General features: G+C 73.2%; 18 protein-coding genes and 2 pseudogenes. 7 read left to right on the top strand and 13 right to left on the bottom strand.

The genetic code is table 11. From position 1 onward, the window contains the following. Both ACFSL2_RS26815 and ACFSL2_RS26810 read right to left on the bottom strand, forming a co-directional pair. Positions 1 to 438 (bottom strand): pyridoxal-phosphate dependent enzyme (locus tag ACFSL2_RS26815; RefSeq protein WP_377200914.1); only part of this gene is annotated, 438 nt, incomplete at its 3' end. A gap of 23 nt (positions 439 to 461) precedes the next feature. After that, a complete protein-coding gene (locus ACFSL2_RS26810; protein ID WP_377200913.1) occupies positions 462 to 773 on the bottom strand; it encodes a pyridoxal-phosphate dependent enzyme in 312 nt (103 codons plus the stop codon). Positions 774 to 868: 95 nt separating this feature from the next. Between ACFSL2_RS26810 and ACFSL2_RS26805 the strand changes: the two genes are divergently transcribed. From ACFSL2_RS26805 to ACFSL2_RS26795, 3 genes are read left to right on the top strand one after another with little or no spacing between them, the layout of a single operon-like run. Continuing rightward, positions 869 to 1,789 (top strand): LysR family transcriptional regulator, encoded by a 921-nt coding sequence (locus ACFSL2_RS26805; protein ID WP_377196742.1) that lies wholly within the window; start codon positions 869 to 871, stop codon positions 1,787 to 1,789. Between the two features lie 49 nt (positions 1,790 to 1,838). Then, positions 1,839 to 2,078: a hypothetical protein gene (locus ACFSL2_RS26800; RefSeq protein WP_377200912.1), complete on the top strand. Its 240-nt coding sequence runs from the start codon at positions 1,839 to 1,841 to the stop codon at positions 2,076 to 2,078. Further along, positions 2,075 to 2,296, top strand: a complete 222-nt coding sequence (locus ACFSL2_RS26795; RefSeq protein ID WP_377200911.1) for a hypothetical protein — start codon at positions 2,075 to 2,077, stop codon at positions 2,294 to 2,296. Before ACFSL2_RS26800 ends, ACFSL2_RS26795 begins: the two co-directional genes overlap by 4 nt. Before the next feature lie 25 nt (positions 2,297 to 2,321). On the opposite strand, the gene ACFSL2_RS26790 is transcribed toward ACFSL2_RS26795, so the two are convergent. After that, positions 2,322 to 2,885, bottom strand: coding sequence for a DinB family protein (locus ACFSL2_RS26790; RefSeq protein WP_377196744.1), 564 nt, complete (start codon positions 2,883 to 2,885; stop codon positions 2,322 to 2,324). Continuing rightward, on the bottom strand, positions 2,882 to 3,781 hold the full coding sequence (locus tag ACFSL2_RS26785) for a class I SAM-dependent methyltransferase (protein ID WP_377196745.1): 900 nt from the start codon (positions 3,779 to 3,781) through the stop codon (positions 2,882 to 2,884). The genes ACFSL2_RS26790 and ACFSL2_RS26785 overlap by 4 nt, the downstream gene beginning before the upstream one ends. A gap of 139 nt (positions 3,782 to 3,920) precedes the next feature. On the opposite strand from ACFSL2_RS26785, the gene ACFSL2_RS26780 reads away from it, so the two are divergent. Beyond that, positions 3,921 to 4,913 carry a hypothetical protein gene (locus tag ACFSL2_RS26780; protein ID WP_377200910.1) on the top strand — a complete coding sequence of 331 codons (993 nt, stop codon included), beginning with the start codon at positions 3,921 to 3,923 and terminating at the stop codon, positions 4,911 to 4,913. 45 nt (positions 4,914 to 4,958) lie between these two features. Here the strand turns inward: ACFSL2_RS26780 and ACFSL2_RS26775 are convergent, their stop codons facing one another. Beyond that, positions 4,959 to 5,858, bottom strand: a complete 900-nt coding sequence (locus ACFSL2_RS26775; RefSeq protein WP_377196747.1) for a DMT family transporter — start codon at positions 5,856 to 5,858, stop codon at positions 4,959 to 4,961. Positions 5,859 to 6,495: 637 nt separating this feature from the next. Here ACFSL2_RS26775 and ACFSL2_RS26770 point away from each other — a divergent pair. Together ACFSL2_RS26770 and ACFSL2_RS26765 are read left to right on the top strand one after the other, a co-directional pair. Further along, entirely contained in the window at positions 6,496 to 8,247 is a 1,752-nt protein-coding gene (locus ACFSL2_RS26770) for an HNH endonuclease signature motif containing protein (protein WP_377196748.1), read from the top strand. 237 nt (positions 8,248 to 8,484) lie between these two features. Further along, positions 8,485 to 8,904 (top strand): nuclear transport factor 2 family protein, encoded by a 420-nt coding sequence (locus ACFSL2_RS26765; RefSeq protein ID WP_377196749.1) that lies wholly within the window; start codon positions 8,485 to 8,487, stop codon positions 8,902 to 8,904. A 79-nt stretch (positions 8,905 to 8,983) separates the two neighbouring features. Here the strand turns inward: ACFSL2_RS26765 and ACFSL2_RS26760 are convergent, their stop codons facing one another. Both ACFSL2_RS26760 and ACFSL2_RS26755 read right to left on the bottom strand, forming a co-directional pair. Continuing rightward, positions 8,984 to 9,250 (bottom strand): hypothetical protein, encoded by a 267-nt coding sequence (locus tag ACFSL2_RS26760; protein WP_377200909.1) that lies wholly within the window; start codon positions 9,248 to 9,250, stop codon positions 8,984 to 8,986. 11 nt (positions 9,251 to 9,261) lie between these two features. Then, a complete protein-coding gene (locus ACFSL2_RS26755) occupies positions 9,262 to 9,666 on the bottom strand; it encodes a pyridoxamine 5'-phosphate oxidase family protein (RefSeq protein WP_377200908.1) in 405 nt (134 codons plus the stop codon). Between the two features lie 92 nt (positions 9,667 to 9,758). Here ACFSL2_RS26755 and pdxR point away from each other — a divergent pair, with 92 nt between their 5' ends. Continuing rightward, positions 9,759 to 11,114: a MocR-like pyridoxine biosynthesis transcription factor PdxR gene (gene pdxR, locus ACFSL2_RS26750; RefSeq protein WP_377196751.1), complete on the top strand. Its 1,356-nt coding sequence runs from the start codon at positions 9,759 to 9,761 to the stop codon at positions 11,112 to 11,114. On the opposite strand, the gene ACFSL2_RS26745 is transcribed toward pdxR, so the two are convergent. From ACFSL2_RS26745 to ACFSL2_RS26720, 6 genes and pseudogenes are all read right to left on the bottom strand, one after another. Beyond that, complete coding sequence (locus tag ACFSL2_RS26745; protein ID WP_377200916.1) at positions 11,103 to 11,351, bottom strand: hypothetical protein; 249 nt, start codon at positions 11,349 to 11,351, stop codon at positions 11,103 to 11,105. The genes pdxR and ACFSL2_RS26745 overlap by 12 nt on opposite strands. Positions 11,352 to 11,390: 39 nt before the next feature. Continuing rightward, positions 11,391 to 12,585 (bottom strand): annotated as a pseudogene (locus ACFSL2_RS26740) (ABC transporter ATP-binding protein); the annotation flags it as partial. Positions 12,586 to 12,958: 373 nt separating this feature from the next. Further along, the gene (locus tag ACFSL2_RS26735) at positions 12,959 to 13,771 is read right to left on the bottom strand and encodes an ATP-binding cassette domain-containing protein (protein ID WP_377200907.1); all 813 of its coding nucleotides are present in this window, start codon (positions 13,769 to 13,771) and stop codon (positions 12,959 to 12,961) included. After that, complete coding sequence (locus ACFSL2_RS26730) at positions 13,657 to 14,148, bottom strand: 6TM ABC transporter family protein (RefSeq protein WP_377200915.1); 492 nt, start codon at positions 14,146 to 14,148, stop codon at positions 13,657 to 13,659. Before ACFSL2_RS26730 ends, ACFSL2_RS26735 begins: the two co-directional genes overlap by 115 nt. Beyond that, positions 14,118 to 14,912 (bottom strand): ABC transporter transmembrane domain-containing protein, encoded by a 795-nt coding sequence (locus ACFSL2_RS26725; RefSeq protein WP_377200906.1) that lies wholly within the window; start codon positions 14,910 to 14,912, stop codon positions 14,118 to 14,120. Before ACFSL2_RS26725 ends, ACFSL2_RS26730 begins: the two co-directional genes overlap by 31 nt. Positions 14,913 to 15,010: 98 nt before the next feature. Continuing rightward, positions 15,011 to 15,254: pseudogene (locus tag ACFSL2_RS26720) on the bottom strand (N(G),N(G)-dimethylarginine dimethylaminohydrolase); the annotation flags it as partial.

Genomic DNA, 15,254 nt, shown 5'->3' with positions numbered 1-15,254 from the left:
ATCAGGGCCTGCGTGACCTCGAACCCGCAGCCGACGGCGAGGGCCCTCGGCGCGGGTGGCGTTGTCACGCTCGACGAGCGTGCCGGTGTGCCAGGAGTCGTGTGCGGCGGGCGAGCCGGCGGACTGGACGCCGATGACCTCGGTGTGCGGGGCGACGGCGGCGGCGACGAGGCTCGCCGCGGCCGCGCCCGACCCGCCCCCGACGGGTACGACGAGCACGTCGAGACCGGGCGCCTGCTGGAACAGCTCGAGGTAGAGGGTGCCGACGCCCGCGATGATGTCCGGTTCGTTCGCCGCACCCACGAGCCGGGCGCCCGAGTCGTGGGCGAGCGCGGTGGCCTGGGCGCGGGCGTCGTCGAAGTTCGCACCGTGCAGCAGCACGTCGGCACCCTGGTCGAGCACGGCGCGCAGCTTCACGGGGTTGGGGTCGTCGGGCATGACGATGGTGCACGAGGTACCGGTCAGGGCGCGCTGCGTAGGCGACGCCCTGGGCGTGGTTGCCGGTGGAGTAGGGCGACGACGCCGCGGGCGCGCTCGGCGTCGGACATCGCCAGCAGCAGGTTGCTCGCCCCACGGGCCTTGAACGCCCCGGTGCGCTGCAGGTTCTCGTGCTTGACGACGATCGCGGCGTCGGTGGCACGGTCCAGCTCCGCGTACTCCCCCACCGGGGTACGGATCACCGTGCCGTCCAGCCGGGCCTGGGCGGCGAGCACGTCGGCGATGGTCGGGCGGGTCGCCGACGGGAGGGATACCGGGAGCGTCGCGAGCGTCATGGGTCCAGCGTGACCCCGACATGACCCATAGGTCCAATACCTGTTACGAAGACATTCGATCGATAGTGCCTATCTTTCTGCGTTAGCCTGGAGACATGACCGCAGAGCTCGACCTCACCCGGCTGCGCGTCCTCGCGGCGGTCGCCCGTACCGGCTCCGTCACGGCGGCGGCGAAGGAGCTGCACTACGCACAGCCGTCGGTGAGCCACCACCTGTCCCGCCTCGAGGCCGACGCCGGCCTCCCCCTGCTCCAGCGACACGGCCGCGGCGTCCGCCTCACCGAGGCCGGCCGCCTGCTCGCCAACCGCGCCGAGGAGATCCTCGGCCGCGTCGAGGGCGCACGCCGTGAGCTCGACGCGCTCGCCGGCCTCCGCGCGGGCCGCGCCCGCCTCGCCGCCTTCCCCTCCGCCCTCGCCACCGTCGTGCCCGACGCCGTCGCGCGGCTCCAGCAGGAACATCCCGGGCTCTCCGTCGGCCTCGTCGAGCACGAGCCGCCCGACGCCCTCGCCGCGCTGCAGTCGGGTGCGGTCGACGTCGCGCTCGTGTTCGAGCACATCGACGTGCGGCACGCCCGCTCGATGGAGGACCTCTCGCGCTACGAGGCCACGACGATCCTCGACGACCCGGTGCACCTCGTGACCGCGGCCGACCTCGAGGCGGCGCCGGTCCCGGGATACGTCCCGGACCTGAAGGTGCTCGACGACGCGGAGTGGATCGCCGGCTGCGAACGGTGCCGGGCCGACATGGTCGCCCGCTGTGCGGCCGTGGGTTTCGCCCCGCGCATCGCCTTCGAGACCGACGACTACGTGGCGGTCCAGGCCCTGGTCGCCGCCGGTGCCGGCGTGAGCCTGCTGCCCGGGCTCACCCTGCGTGCCCATCGGCACCCCGGCATAGCCACCGCTCCCCTGCCGGGTGCGGTGCGTCGGGTCATGGCGCTCACGGTGGGCCCGCCGGCGCCGCCCGCCGAGGCCCTGATTCGGCAGCTCGTCGCCGCGGGCGCTAACGTCCCACTGTGACCCAGGCCACCCACCCGCGCCCGGCCGGCTGAGAACAGACTCCGGCCCGATGCTCCTGCTGTCCACCTTCTTCTACTCCGCGGGCGCCGCCGTGGCCGCCTTCCTGGCGCTCGAGGCATACCTGGCGGTCGCCGCGGTCGACGACACCTATCCCAGCGTGGTCCTCGCCGCCGTGGCCGCGGCCGGCCAGGTCACCGGCAAGCTGCTCTGGTACTGGGCCGGTGCGGGACCACCCGCCTGCCGTGGCTGCGCCGCAAGCTGGAGTCGCCCCGGGCCGCCGCCGCCATGACCCGCTGGCGCGACCGTACCGACGGCCGCCCGGTCTACACGGGGATGATCCTGCTCGCCTCCGCGTTCGCCGGGCTGCCGCCGTTCATGGTGATGTCGGTGGTCGCGGGCGTGCTGCGCGTCCGGATGTGGCTGTTCGTCGGCACCGGCCTGGTCGGCCGGTTCTTCCGGTTCTGGATCGTGCTCGAGGCCGCCGACTACGCGTGGTTCCTGCTCTGAACCGGCCTGGCCCGGCCCGCGCCGCTCAGATGTCGGTGGCGCCGTCCAGGGCCTCGCGCAGCAGGTCGGCGTGGCCCGCGTGCCTGCTGTACTCCTCGACCATGTGCACGAGGATCCAGCGCAGGGAGATCGGCCCGCGACGCCCCGCGCGCACGGCGATGCGGTCCAGGGCACCCTCGCCGGACGGCGGCGCCTCTGCCAGCACCTGGTCGAGGATCCGCTCCGAGACCGCGACCGCGCCGTCGAACACGCTGGTGAGCTGCTCGGGCGTGTCGTCGAGGGCGCTGTGCCAGTCCCAGTCGTCGTCGGCCGCCCAGTCCACGGTGTCCCACGGCGGGGCCGGCTCGTTGCCGGCCAGCCGGACGTTGAACCAGACGTCCTCGACGTACGCGAGGTGCTTGAGCATCCCGGCCAGCGTCATGGTCGACGGCGGGAGCGGCGTGCGCAGCTGTTCCGGCGTCAGGCCTTCGCACTGCCGCCGGATCGTGGCGCGGTAGAAGTCGATGAACGACCGCAGTGTCGTGACCTCGTCGGCGACCTGCGGTGGTTCGGTCCTGGGCACGGTGGCACGGTCCGGCTGTGAGCTCATGGCATGACCGTACCGACCGCCAGGATGTGCTGGCTCATGTCCGGCACCCCGGGAGTGGTCGACAGCGACCGGGCGAGCGTGAGCGCGGCCTGGATGAGCTCGGGCGCCTCGGGGGCGTCGAGCGGCACCCGTTCCAGCGCCCCGCCGGCCGGCCCTTCGATGCCGTGCACGACGACGTCGGCCAGCCCGGCCTCGGCCGCCTCGGCCGCGAGCTCCGCGGCGTCGTGGAAGTGGGCGGCCGGGAAGGGGATGTCGTCCGGCGCCGCGCCGTGCTCCAGCACCGCCTGCCAGGCAGACGGGGCGAACTGCTCGTACCCGCCGCCGACCAGTGCGGCCAGCCGGGTGATGGCGGCCGCCGCCACGGTGCCGCCCGGCCGGGTCACGCGCACGGCCTCGCGGAGAGCACGCAGCCGGACCTCGCGGGTCGCGAGGTGGTACAGCGGACCCAGCAGGAGCACGGCGTCGAACGAGCCGTCCGCCAGCTCCGGGCCCACGGCCGCCAGATCCCGTGCGTCGCCGACGCGCGCCTCGAACGTCCCGTGCGCCGCGGCGCGCGCGACCTGGGCGGGGACCGGGTCGACGAGCAGCACGTCGTACCCGTCGGCGGCCAGCGGCGCGGCGTGCGCGCCGGTGGCGCCACCGACGTCGAGCACCCGGGCGCCCGGCGCGAGCCGCTGCCGCACCAGCTCCTGGGTCCTGATGTGCTCCACGGGACCCTGCGCGGTGCCGGCGGTGAGCCGGGAGTGCTCGTCCCAGCCGGTCCGTCCGGCGTAGTACTCCTGGACCCGGTCGTCGACCAGGCGCTGTTCGGTGGTGTGCGGACCGGCCGTGCGGGGGCTTGCCGGGTCCCGCGTGCGCTCCCGGCTGCCGCCGTCGTCGTGCCTGCTGCTCTCCATGGCGGGACGGTAACGGCGTCCCGGAGCGGCCGCCACGTGTTTCCGGCAAGAAAACACTTGACCATTTCACCCCGGCCGAATCGTTACGTGTCCAGTACGCCTCTTTTGCTCGGAGTGTGAGCATGGCAACATTCGCAAGGTGCACCTGATCCGAGAATTCGCACCTGACGCCTACGAGTTCGCGTTCGCGCTGTCGTCCTGGTCGTGGATCGGGACCGGTGACAAGACCCCCCGCTTCGCGTCCTGCTTCGGCGACATGTTTCTGGAGTCCGCCGACGGCTGGTGGTTCCTCGACACGGTCGAGGGCACGCTCGAGCGGCTCTGGGGCTCCATGGACGACATGTTCGCCGAGCTCGAGCGCCCCGACGGGCGCGCGGAGTACCTCCTCGAGGAGACGCTGAGCACCGCACTCGGCCAGGGCCTGCGCCTCGACGACGACGAGGTCTTCGCCTTCCTGCCTCCTCCCGCGGTCACCGGCACGATGTCCGTGGACTCGCTCGCGCCGCTGCGCTTCGCCATCGCCGCGAACCTCGCCGGGCGCATCCACGGCGAGCTGAACGGCGTGCAGCCCGACGCCGGCGCATCCGCCCTGTTCGCCGCCCAGCAGCTCGCCGGGGCGCCGAGCGCGGGCGGTCAGAACGTCGCCGGCCAGGGTGTCCCGTCGTTCGACGCGCCCAACCCGCAGACCGACCGGTGGGAGCCGACCGCGCAGCGCGTCGACACCGGCGCCTACCCGGCGTACCGGCCCACGCCGGAGCCCGGGTACGCGGGCGGGCTGCACGAGAGCACGGCGCCGGCGCGGGCGGCGTACCAGCAGGCCGGCTACGAGACCCGGTACCCGGCGGGCTCGGAGCTGGACTACGGCTCCGGCCAGCCGCAGGGCTACGGCACCGGTGCCTACACCGCCGCACCGGCCGAGCCGTCCGCCTCCCTTCCGGCAGGCGGCTACGAGGCATCCGGCGGGCGCAACCGGTACGACTACGTGGACAACGCGCACACCGCCGACTCGGGCCAGTTCAGCCAGTACATCGCCGACCAGTACAACACCGGCCAGGTGGCCGCCGTCGAACGCGGCGCCCCCGTCCCGGCGCGGCCGGGGCCGCACCAGGACGGACGCTGGTCCTACGCCTGAGGCGGCCGGCAGCGCTGCCGGGCAGTGCTGCTGCCGCACTGCCGGCTATTCGTCCAGCCCCGCCACGGCGGCCAGGATCAGTACGGACCCGACGATCCCCGTCACGCCGAGCCGCTCCCCCAGCACGACGGCGGCCGCGATCGCTGCCGTCACCGGTTCCAGCAGGGTCGCCACCACCGCCGCACCGCTGCGCGTCGTGCGCAGCCCCGCGTAGAACAGCCCGTACGCCAGCGCCATCGTGAAGATCCCGAGGTAGGCGAGGGTGACGAGCGTCGTCGGGTCGCTCGTGACGAACGGACCCCCACCCCACAACGCCACCGGGACGAGTCCGACGGCGCCCGCCGTCGTCGCCACGGTCGTCAGGGCGAGCGGGTCCACGCCGTCCGACGCCAGCAGGGTGCCGCCGAGCGCCGTCGTCGCCGCGTACACGGAGCCGGAGGCGACGGCCAGCACGAGGCCGAGCACGGGCCGCGGGCCGACGGCGCTCGCACCTGACGCCGCACTGACCAGCACGAGACCCGACAGGGCGGCGCCGACGACCACGGTCAGGCGGACGGTGCCGCGGGCGGCCGTCCGGCGTCGGGCCCGGACGAGGTCGACGACCGCGAGGATGACCGGCGCCAGCCCCAGGCTGACGACGGTGGCGACGGTGACCCCGGCCGTGGCCACGGACCCGAAATAGAGGGCCTGATATACCCCGGTCCCGAGCCCGACGGCGGCCGCCCGCCCGGGGTGCGCCCGCGCCAGCGCGACGAGCTGCGCCCCTCGCCGCAGGACGAGGGACGCAGCGACCAGCGCGATCGCGGCAATGAGCATGCGGTACGCGCTGACCGTGAGGACGGACATCGACGAGTGGTCACGAAGGATCTCGAGGGCGAGGCCGCCGGTGCCCCAGAGGATCCCGGCAAGGCACACGGAGAACAGCCCGGTTCGCGTGGATGACATGTGTGCTCCTGGCCGGCACGGGACGCGCCGGCCCGTTTCGTGGGACGGGGAATCGTCGTGGAGCACACCCCGGCGCCGGCCCGCGCGGGCCGGTCGTGGTGCCGCTCCGGTCAGACGACCGGGGGCGGCAGGACGGAACGGTGGGGAGTCACGGACGGGATGCTAGCAGCGGTCGCCGGGGCGGCGGCGGGGTGGGGCGAGGGTGAGGGCGGGGCGCTGCGGGCCGTCGGGTGTCGGAGGGCATGGCTAGGGTCGGGGTGCGTTCGAGGTTCGGTGCCTCGGAGTCGGGCGGCGGCGCGCCGCTCTGACGGAGCCCGCGGGTTATCCACATCTTTGGATCTGGGGATGCGGATCTCTTTGATCGCACATACGTTCTATGTCATGACGTATTTGGTTGGACTAGCGGCTGAGAGTGGCCTGGAGGAGAGGGGGCGTACCGATGAACGTGGACACCGACCGGAACGGTCACCTCCACACTGCGGTCGAACGGTCGCTGGCCCGCGTCCTGCACTCGACCCCCATCCCGCAGCACGGCCCGGGACCCGGTCGAGAGCCGGCATCGGTGACGTCCTTGCCGTCCACCTGGAGCTGGGACGGGGTCCGTCTGGACGGTAAAGGCGCCCTACCCTCGGCGACCGTGACGTGGCGCGGGCACGGCCCGGCCGCGAGCGCCGCGCCGACGCCTGCCGGTGTCGCCGATGCCGGCGGCGCCGCCAGGGCCGACGGGGCTCGGGCCGAACGCGGCGCGGTGACGTCCGGGGCGGGGCTGGAGGGTCCGGTGGTCGGCGCCGGGCTCGTGGAGGTGCTGGCCGGCCTGGAGGTGGCCGTCCTGCAGGACGAGGCACTGCTGGACGTGGCGGCGCGGTGGCAGGAGGTGGTCTCCTGGGCGACGGCCATGCAGTCACGAGCGCTCGGTGAGATCGCCCGGCGCAGGACGTGGACCGAGGAGCACAACGCGGCCGCTGCGGAGATCAGCGCGCGTCTCCGGGTGCCCCAGGGCGAGGCGAACAGGCACCTTGCCCGGGGCGCGGGTCTGGCCGAGCACCCGCAGGTCCTGACCGCCCTGCACGATGCGGTGATCGATACCGCGAAGGCCGACATCCTGCTGCGCAGCGGGAACCCGTTGAGCACCGAGGAGCGCGAGGAGGCGATCACGCGGTACCTGCCGCAGGCACCCGACCGCACCCGTCGGTGGCTGCGGGACAAGATGAACCAGTTCGCCAACCGTCTGCACGGTACGGCGGAGGTGACCAAGCAGGCGATGAGACGCCGTGCGGTGTTCCTGGACCCGGCGGACAATGCGATGGCGTGGCTCAGCGCGAACCTCCCGGCGACCGATGCCGCAGCGGTCTGGGACGCGATCGAGCAGGCCGCCCACGCCCTCCGCCGTGCGCCCGGGGCCACCCGGACCCTGGCCCAGGCACGCGCCGATGCTCTGGTGGCGATCACGACCGGCCGCCTCGTCGTCCCGCCCCAGGCCCCGTGCGGCCCGGCGCCGGCTGATACGACCGGGCACGGCACCACTCCGGACCGAGAGGGTTCGCTACCGCCTCGCACGACAGTGCCCGCGTCGGGATGCACCTGTGGTGGGTGCACCTGCGACGGAGCAGGCGTGCGGGTGATCCCGGTCAAGCCACAGATCCGCGTCACGGTCCCGGCCAGCATGCTCCTGGGTCTCGACGAGACCCCCGGACAGCTGGACGCCTACGGGCCGATCCCGGCCGGCCTGGCCGCGCAGATCGCTACCGACGCCACCTGGCAGCGGCTGGTCACCGACCCGGTCAGCGGGATCCTGACCGACTACTCGACCACCACGTACCAGCCCGGCAAGGTCCTCCGTCAAGCTGTGATCGCCCGCGACGAGACGTGCAGCTTCCCGCAGTGCGACCGACATGGCCGCTGGGCCGACCTGGATCACATCGTCCCCTTCGACCACGGTCTCGACCCGGCCACCCGACCATTCGGCGCCCCCGGACAGACGCGCGCTCAGAACCTCCAGCCCCTCTGCCGGGCACATCACCTGGCCAAGACCCACCACGGCTGGACCCCCGTGCGTGACCCCGCGACCGGCGTCACGACGTGGACCGCACCCACCGGGCACCTCTACACCCGCCCACCCACGATCACCGATCCGACGGACACGCCCGGGACCACGGGGCTCGCCCGGCTTCCCGCGCCGGCTGTCGGGGCCACGGCGCCCCGATCCGACCTGACCGGACGCGTCAGCAACGACATCACCAGCCTGACCGACGACATCCGGACGCGCCTCGGGCGCCCCGGGGCCGACGCCAGGGCTGGTGCCGAGACCGAGGCTGGCAGAACGTCCGCCCAGGGCTCGCCGGCCACAGCAGAACTGGCGCGCCACTTACCCGACGAACCACCGTTCTGACCGCCACGTGCTCGTCAACGTGCCAATCGCCCCTTCGGGCCCACCGACGAATAGGACTCGGCTCGCCACTACGGGGACCACCCGCGAGATCGCCGGGATCACCGCCCGCTCCGTGCACGACCGGGCGAGCGAGGTGCCCGTTGACGCTCACCATCTCGGCTCCTACGATGACCGTGCGGCTAACTCGCTTAGCCACCCGGCTAGCAGGAGTTGCCCGGCAACAAGGAAGAGTGAAACATGGCAACGGCATCCGAGAACCACCAGCTCCTGACCGACTACTACGCCGCCTACGGGGACGGCGGCCCCGAAGGCCTGGCCCGCATGGCGAGCTTCTACGCCGAGAACAAGCCGTCCTACACCGCGGGTCGTTCGGAGCTCTCCGGCGAGACCAGCAGCCCCGAGGAGTCGCTGAAGGTCATGCGGCGCCTCCAGGAGCTGAGCGGCGGCAACATCACGTTCGCGGCACCCCCGACCGTCCTGGTCGCCGGTGACGCGGTCGTCGCTCTGCTCGTCCACGAGAAGCACGCACGGACCGACAAGCCCGAGCTGGTCGTGCCGAGGCTCTACGTCTACGAGATCGCCGACGGCAAGATCAGCCGGTCCTTCGGCTGGCAGCTCGAGTCACAGGCGTTCGACGAGTACTACCCCGCGGCGTAGGCCCCGACCCAGCACGTCAGACGTACGGGCCACGCCAGTGACCCGTACGTCTGACAGCGGAGCGGTCAGCCCGCCCCCGTCACGCCCGTCCGAGCTCCGCGACCCGCCGCAGCACCGACTCCGGTACCGGATCGGCCACGTAGTCCTCGGTGACGGGCTCGTCCGCGACCCGGCGCAGCGGGACGTGCCCGGCCCACCCGGTGAGCTCGAGGTCGCCCGGCTCCAGCGACGCGCCGCCCGCGCGCTGCTTCATCGAGGCCTCCGCGAGGGGCAGTGCGAGCACGGCCGTCGCCGCGAGCTCCTTGCGGGTCGGGGCCGGGAGCGTCGCGGCCCGGCCCGGCATCATGTGGTCCACGATCAGGTCGAGCGCCCGGCCCGCTCCGCCAGGTCCGTGACCTGCCGGGGCCGTCCGATCACCACCGCCGACCGGTAGTTCATCGAGTGGTGGAACCCGGTCCGCGCCAGGACCATGCCGTCCAGCTCCGTCACGGTCACGCACACGTCCTGCTCCAGGGCGGGCACGAGCCAGCCGGCGGCGACCGATCCGTGCAGGTAGAGGGTGCCACCGTCGTCGGGGCCGGCCGCGTCCACGGCGAAGGCCGTCGGTAGCACCACCGGATGCGTTCCCGCGACGATCCCGAGGTGCGCGACGAGCGCGTCGGAGAGCAGGGCCATGAGCCGACGGCGGTCGTCGACCTGACGGTTGCGGCGGCCCCGCGTCGGGGTGGTGCGCGAGGTGGGTGAGAGGTGCTGCGTCGTCATGCCGCTAGCCTGGCCCGAAACTGGCCCACGGACACGGGCCATTTTGCCGCCGATCGAACAAGCCACTTTGCTGGCGCCCACCGGAGACGACCATGCTCCCCGTCCACCTGGACCGCACGCGACCCGAACCGCTCCCCGCACAGCTCGCGGCCGCCGTCCGCCGGCTGGTGACCGACGGCACGCTCACCACGGGCGACCGTCTGCCCTCCAGCCGGGCCCTGGCGGCCGACCTCGGCGTGGCGCGCGCCGTCGTCGAGCAGGCTTACGACCAGCTCCTGGCCGAGTCCTGGGTGCAGACCCGGCGCGGGTCGGGCACGTTCGTCGCGTCCGGCGAGGCGCTCCCGGCACCCGCTCCCCCGCCACGGCCCGCGACACGCGAGCCGTCGTACGTCCGCCTGGACGCGGGCACGCCCTGGATCGACCCGCGCCACGCCGCGGGCTGGAAGCGGGCGTGGCGCGAGGTCTCCGCCACCCGACCGCCACGCGGTTACCCCGACCCGCGCGGCCTCCCCGAGCTGCGCGACGCCCTCGCCGAGCGGCTGGCCCGCACCCGCGGCCTCACCGTCGAGCCGGACGAGATCCTCGTGACGACCGGCTCGACGGACGGCCTGCGCCAGCTCCTCGGGGCGCTCGGTCCGGGCGACGTCCTCGTGGAGGACCCCGGCTACCGCGCGGCCGTGGAAACGGTCCGGGCGGCCGGCCGCACCGTCGTCGACCATCCCGCGCTCGCACCGGTCATCGGGCTGGCCGGCTGCGCCGCCGCCTACGTCACGCCCGCCCACCAGCACCCGCTGGGTCGCGTCATGCCCGCAGCGGACCGGCTCGCGCTCCTCGCCGCCGCCCGACAGGCCGACGCCGTGGTGGTGGAGGACGACTACGACTCCGAGTTCCGGTACGACGTGGCCCCCGTCCCCGCCCTCGCGGCCCTCGACCGGTCACGCGTCGCCTACCTCGGCACGGCGTCCAAGTCGGTGAGCCCGAGCCTGCGGCTGGGCTGGCTCGTCGCCCCGCCGGCCGCCCACGAGATCCTCGTCCGGCGCCGCGCCGTCACCCACGACACCCCGCCGTGGCCCACCCAGCGTGCGCTGCTCACCCTGCTGCGCGACGGCTGGGCCGACAAGGTCGTGCGCACCGCACGCCGCGTCTACGCCGACCGCGCGCCGCGCGTCGCCGCCGCCATGGCGCCGCACGCCGAGCTCGCGGGGCCGCTGGCCGGGATGTACTCGACCTGGCTCACCGGCCCCGCGTCCGCCCGGGCGGCCCGGGCGGGTGCCCGGGCCGCCGGCTTCGACCTCCAGCTGCTCGCGGAGTACTGCCGCAGCGCGCACCTGACCGGGTTCGTGCTCGGCTTCGGCGGTGTGACCGACGCCGAGCTCGACCGTGCGCTCTCCGCGATCGCCGACGGCCTGTCGGAGCCGCCGGACCAGCCGGACCCGCTAGACCAGTGAGTCCTGCCAGGCCTCGTGCAGCCGCGCATACTGCCCGTTGCCGGCGATCAGCTCGTCGGGCGTGCCGTCCTCGACGACCTGCCCGTGCTCCATCACGAGCACCCGGTCCGCGATCGCGACCGTGGACAGGCGGTGCGCGATGATGATCGCCGTCCGGTCGGCGAGCAGCGTCTGCAGACCGCGCTGCACGAGCCGCTCACCGGGCATGTCGAGCGAGGACGTCGCCTCGTCGAGCACCAGCACCACCGGGTCGGCGAGGAAGGCCCGCGCGAACGAGAGCAGCTGCCGCTGCCCGGCCGACACGCGTCCGCCGCGCTTGTTCACGTCGGTGTCGTACCCGTCGGGCATGTCGAGCACGAACTCGTGCGCGCCCACCGCCCGCGCCGCCGCCTCGATCTCCTCCTGGGTAGCGCCCCGGCCGGCCGAGCGCGATGTTCTCCCGCACGGAACCGCTGAACAGATACGCTTCCTGCGTGACCATGACGACCGCTCGACGCAGCTCGGTCGACGCCAGGTCGCGCACGTCCACGCCGTCCAGCCGCACGGCACCGGCCGACGCGTCGTAGAACCGGGTGACCAGCTTGGCCACCGTCGACTTGCCGGCACCCGTGGTACCCACCACCGCGACGGTCTGCCCGCCGGGGATCGTGAGGTCCAGGTCGGGCAGCACCACCGGGCCGTCGCCGTACTGGAACCGCACGTGGTCCAGCCGCAGCTCGCCCCGGGCCCGGCCGTCCGCCTTCGGCAGCGGCGTCGGGTCGGCGGGCTCGGTGACGGTGGGCTCCTCGGACAGCAGGCCGGACACCTTCTCCAGCGCGGCCGTGGCCGACTGGAACGAGTTGTAGAACATCCCGAGCTGCTGGACGGGCTGGAAGAACCGCTTGCAGTACAGCAGCACCGCCGCGAGGACACCCACGTCCAGCGCGCCCTCCAGCACCCGCCAGCCACCCACCGCGAGCGCCGCGACGACGGTCATGTTGCCGATGAGGATGAGGCCCGGCTGGAACCGGCCGTTGACGCCGAAGATCTGCAGGTTGGCGTCGCGGTAGTCCTCGCCGAGCTGGCGGTAGTCGGCCTCGGTGGTGGGTTCGCGGCGGAACGCCTGGACGGCTCGCATGCCGGTCATGGTCTCGACGAACTTCACGATGAGCCGGGCCGATGCGGTCCGTTGCTCGCGGTAGAAGCGCTGCGACATGCGCTGGAACCAGCGGGTGAGCAGCCAGGCGGGGAAGAACGCGGCGGCGAGCAGGAGGCCGGAGCGCCAGTCGATGAGCAGCAGGCTGACGAAGGTGAACACCATCAGCAGGAGCGACGAGACGACGCCGGTCAGGCCGCCGTCGAGCAGCTCGCGCAGCGCCTCCAGGTCGGAGGTCTGCCGGGAGATGATGCGGCCGGACGTGTACGACTCGTGGAACTCGAGGGAGAGGCGCTGGGTCTGGCGGAAGACGCGGCGCCGCAGGTCGAGCAGCACGGCCTGCGCGATGCGTGCGGCGGCCCGCACGTAGGCACGGCCGCGACGCCGCCGAGCACGGCTGCGCCGAGGTATCCGGCGCCGGTGAGCACCAGCGGGGTGACGGACCCGTCCTGGAGGGAGGGCACGACCTGGTCGATGGCGACGGCGACGAGCCACGGTCCGGCGACCTGACCGAGGGTGGAGGCCACGACGAGCACGGCGGCCCAGGCGAGGGCCTTCTTGTGCGGGCGCAGCAGGTCGCCGAGCAGGTGCATGGACCGTCGCCGGACCCCGCGTGAGGCGTCCTTGCCGAGGCTCGTCTCGTCGTCGGCGGCGGCGTCGGTGGGACGGCGGCGGTCGGCGGGGCCGGTGGTGGGCTGGGTGGTTGCCGTCATGACAGCGCCTCCTGGCTCTGCTTGTCGCGCTCGTCGGGGTTCGTCGTCCGGTCGGGCCCCGGCTCCGGACCCGGCTCCCGATCCGGCTCCCGATCCGGCTCGGGACCGTGGTCGTGCGCCTCGTAGTCGTCCTCGAGGCTGGAGATGATGTACCGGTAGTGCGGGTCGCTCGCGAGGAGGTCGTGGTGGGTGCCGACGGCGGTGATCCGGCCGCCCTGGAGCACGGCCACCCGGTCGGCGAGCGCGACCGTGGACGGTCGGTGCGCGATGACGAGGGTCGTCGTGGCCACGAGCACGTCCCGCAGGCGGGCGGTGACGGCCTCCTCGGTGGTGACGTCGAGCGCGGACAGCGGGTCGTCGAGCACGAGGACGCGGGGCTGGGCCGCGATGGCCCGGGCCAGGGCGAGGCGTTGCCGCTGGCCGCCGGACAGGGACAGGCCCTCCTCACCGATGCGGGTGCGCACGCCGTCGGGCAGGTCGAGCACGAACTGCGCCTGGGCGACCTCGAGGGCCTGGGTCATGAGCGCCTCGCGCTCGGCCTGCGGCAGGGTGTCGGAGACGCCGAGCAGCACGTTGTCCCGGACGGACGCGGAGAACAGGGTCGGGTCCTCGAAGGCGACAGCCACCCGTTCGCGCACCTGGGCGCGGGTCATGTCGCGCACGTCGACGCCGTCGACCTCGACGACGCCGTCGGTCACGTCGAAGAGGCGGGGCGGGAGCATCGCGAGCGTCGACTTGCCGGAGCCGGTGAGGCCGACCAGCGCGGTCGTGGTGCCGGGCGGCAGCTCCAGGTCGACGTGGTCGAGCACGGGGCGCGCGGCGTCGGCATAGCGGAACGTGACGTCGCGGAAGGCGACGTGCCCGCCCGCCGTGCCGGCGCGCCCGCGGTGACGACGGGTACGTCGGCGGGCGCCGCCGGGTCCGTGATCGGGTTGGTGGTGTCCATGACCTCGAAGAACCGGTCGACGGCGGTGCGCGCGTTGAGCGTCATCGACAGCGTCATACCGAGGTCGACGACGGGGCCGTTGATGACGGCGGCCGTGGCGAAGAACGCGACGAGGGTGCCGAGGGTCATGTCGCCCTGGGCCACGAGGTAGGCACCCACGACGAGCGCGATCCCCTGGGTGACCTCGGGGATGACGCGCAGGGCGACGGTCAGGCCCGCGTCGGTCGTCGCCTTGCGGATCTCCGTCTCGCGCAGCCCTTCGGCCTGGTCGGTGAACTGGTCGAGGGCGTCCGGCCGCGGCCGAACGCCTTGAGCACGCGGATGCCGTGGACCGACTCCTCGACGGTGGTGGCGAGGTCGCCGGACTGGTCCTGCGACAGCCGGGAGATCTTGCGGTACTTGCGGGAGAACCGGAACGCCAGGAGGGTCACCGGGATCGCGCCGCACAGGAAGATGATGCCGAGCCAGCCGCCGGTGGCGATGAGCAGGCCGACACCCACGACGATGGTCACGAAACTGACCACGAGCTGGAGGATGCCGAACACGAGCCAGCGGCGCAGCAGGCCGAGGTCGCCCATGATGCGGCTCAGCAGCTGTCCGCCGGGCCAGCGGTCGTGGAACGAGACCGGCAGGTCCTGCAGGTGCCGGAACAGTGCCATGCGCATCGCGGCCTCGACCCGCGTGCCGGGGAACATCACGAGGGTGCGGCGCAGCAGGATCAGGCCTGCCTCCCCCGCGCCGAGCAGGGCGACCAGCACGACGGACCAGATCAGGCCCGACCAGTCGTGCTCGCGGACACCCGCCGTGAGCGGGCCGTCGGTGACCCACCGGAGCACGGCGGGGATGGCGAGCGCCATGAGGCTGGCGCCGAGCGACGCGACGAGCCCGCCGACCAGGCGGGGCAGGGCGGTGCGGACGTAGGGACGGAGACGACGGATCGAGGCGAAGGTGCTGCGCTCGGACGAAGGATCGGATCGATTCGAACTGTCGGCTGTTTGAGGCATCGGGTTCATTATCCCGCTGGCCGCAACTTGTTACTTTGGGTAAGCACCTTCCTGTGATGTGACCTGCGTCACAGCCATCGGTCCGGCAGTACCCGCCCTCAGCGCACCCGCACCGACAGGCACGTCACGCAGCCCTCGAGCTTCTCGAACTCGGTGACCGGCGTCGTGAGCACCGTCAGACCCCGCTCGCGCAGCAGCTCCGCGGTACCGGGAGCGGCAGCGGACAGCAGCACGGTGGTCTCGTCCAGCACGACGACGGCGCTGCCCTCCGCCTCGGGGACCGGCAGGAAGTCCGCGAACCGGCTGACGTCGTCGACGACCGGCTCGTAGCCGATCACCGTG

The organism is Promicromonospora aerolata (assembly GCF_042682255.1).
Classification (GTDB): domain Bacteria; phylum Actinomycetota; class Actinomycetes; order Actinomycetales; family Cellulomonadaceae; genus Promicromonospora; species Promicromonospora aerolata.
Note: the sequence above shows the minus strand (reverse complement) of the source record. Positions and strands in the feature narration are given on the sequence as shown.

Bases quoted from the DNA above. Each gene is read 5' to 3' on its own strand.
- ACFSL2_RS26755 (WP_377200908.1), bottom strand. From the start codon at position 9,666: ATGACGACGCAGCACCTCTCACCCACCTCGCGCACCACCCCGACGCGG.
- ACFSL2_RS26725 (WP_377200906.1), bottom strand. From the start codon at position 14,912: ATGCCTCAAACAGCCGACAGTTCGAATCGATCCGATCCTTCGTCCGAG.
- ACFSL2_RS26765 (WP_377196749.1), top strand. From the start codon at position 8,485: ATGGCAACGGCATCCGAGAACCACCAGCTCCTGACCGACTACTACGCC.
- ACFSL2_RS26805 (WP_377196742.1), top strand. From the start codon at position 869: ATGACCGCAGAGCTCGACCTCACCCGGCTGCGCGTCCTCGCGGCGGTC.
- ACFSL2_RS26760 (WP_377200909.1), bottom strand. From the start codon at position 9,250: ATGATGCCGGGCCGGGCCGCGACGCTCCCGGCCCCGACCCGCAAGGAG.
- ACFSL2_RS26800 (WP_377200912.1), top strand. From the start codon at position 1,839: ATGCTCCTGCTGTCCACCTTCTTCTACTCCGCGGGCGCCGCCGTGGCC.
- ACFSL2_RS26785 (WP_377196745.1), bottom strand. From the start codon at position 3,781: ATGGAGAGCAGCAGGCACGACGACGGCGGCAGCCGGGAGCGCACGCGG.
- pdxR (WP_377196751.1), top strand. From the start codon at position 9,759: ATGCTCCCCGTCCACCTGGACCGCACGCGACCCGAACCGCTCCCCGCA.
- ACFSL2_RS26775 (WP_377196747.1), bottom strand. From the start codon at position 5,858: ATGTCATCCACGCGAACCGGGCTGTTCTCCGTGTGCCTTGCCGGGATC.
- ACFSL2_RS26810 (WP_377200913.1), bottom strand. From the start codon at position 773: ATGACGCTCGCGACGCTCCCGGTATCCCTCCCGTCGGCGACCCGCCCG.
- ACFSL2_RS26795 (WP_377200911.1), top strand. From the start codon at position 2,075: ATGACCCGCTGGCGCGACCGTACCGACGGCCGCCCGGTCTACACGGGG.
- ACFSL2_RS26790 (WP_377196744.1), bottom strand. From the start codon at position 2,885: ATGAGCTCACAGCCGGACCGTGCCACCGTGCCCAGGACCGAACCACCG.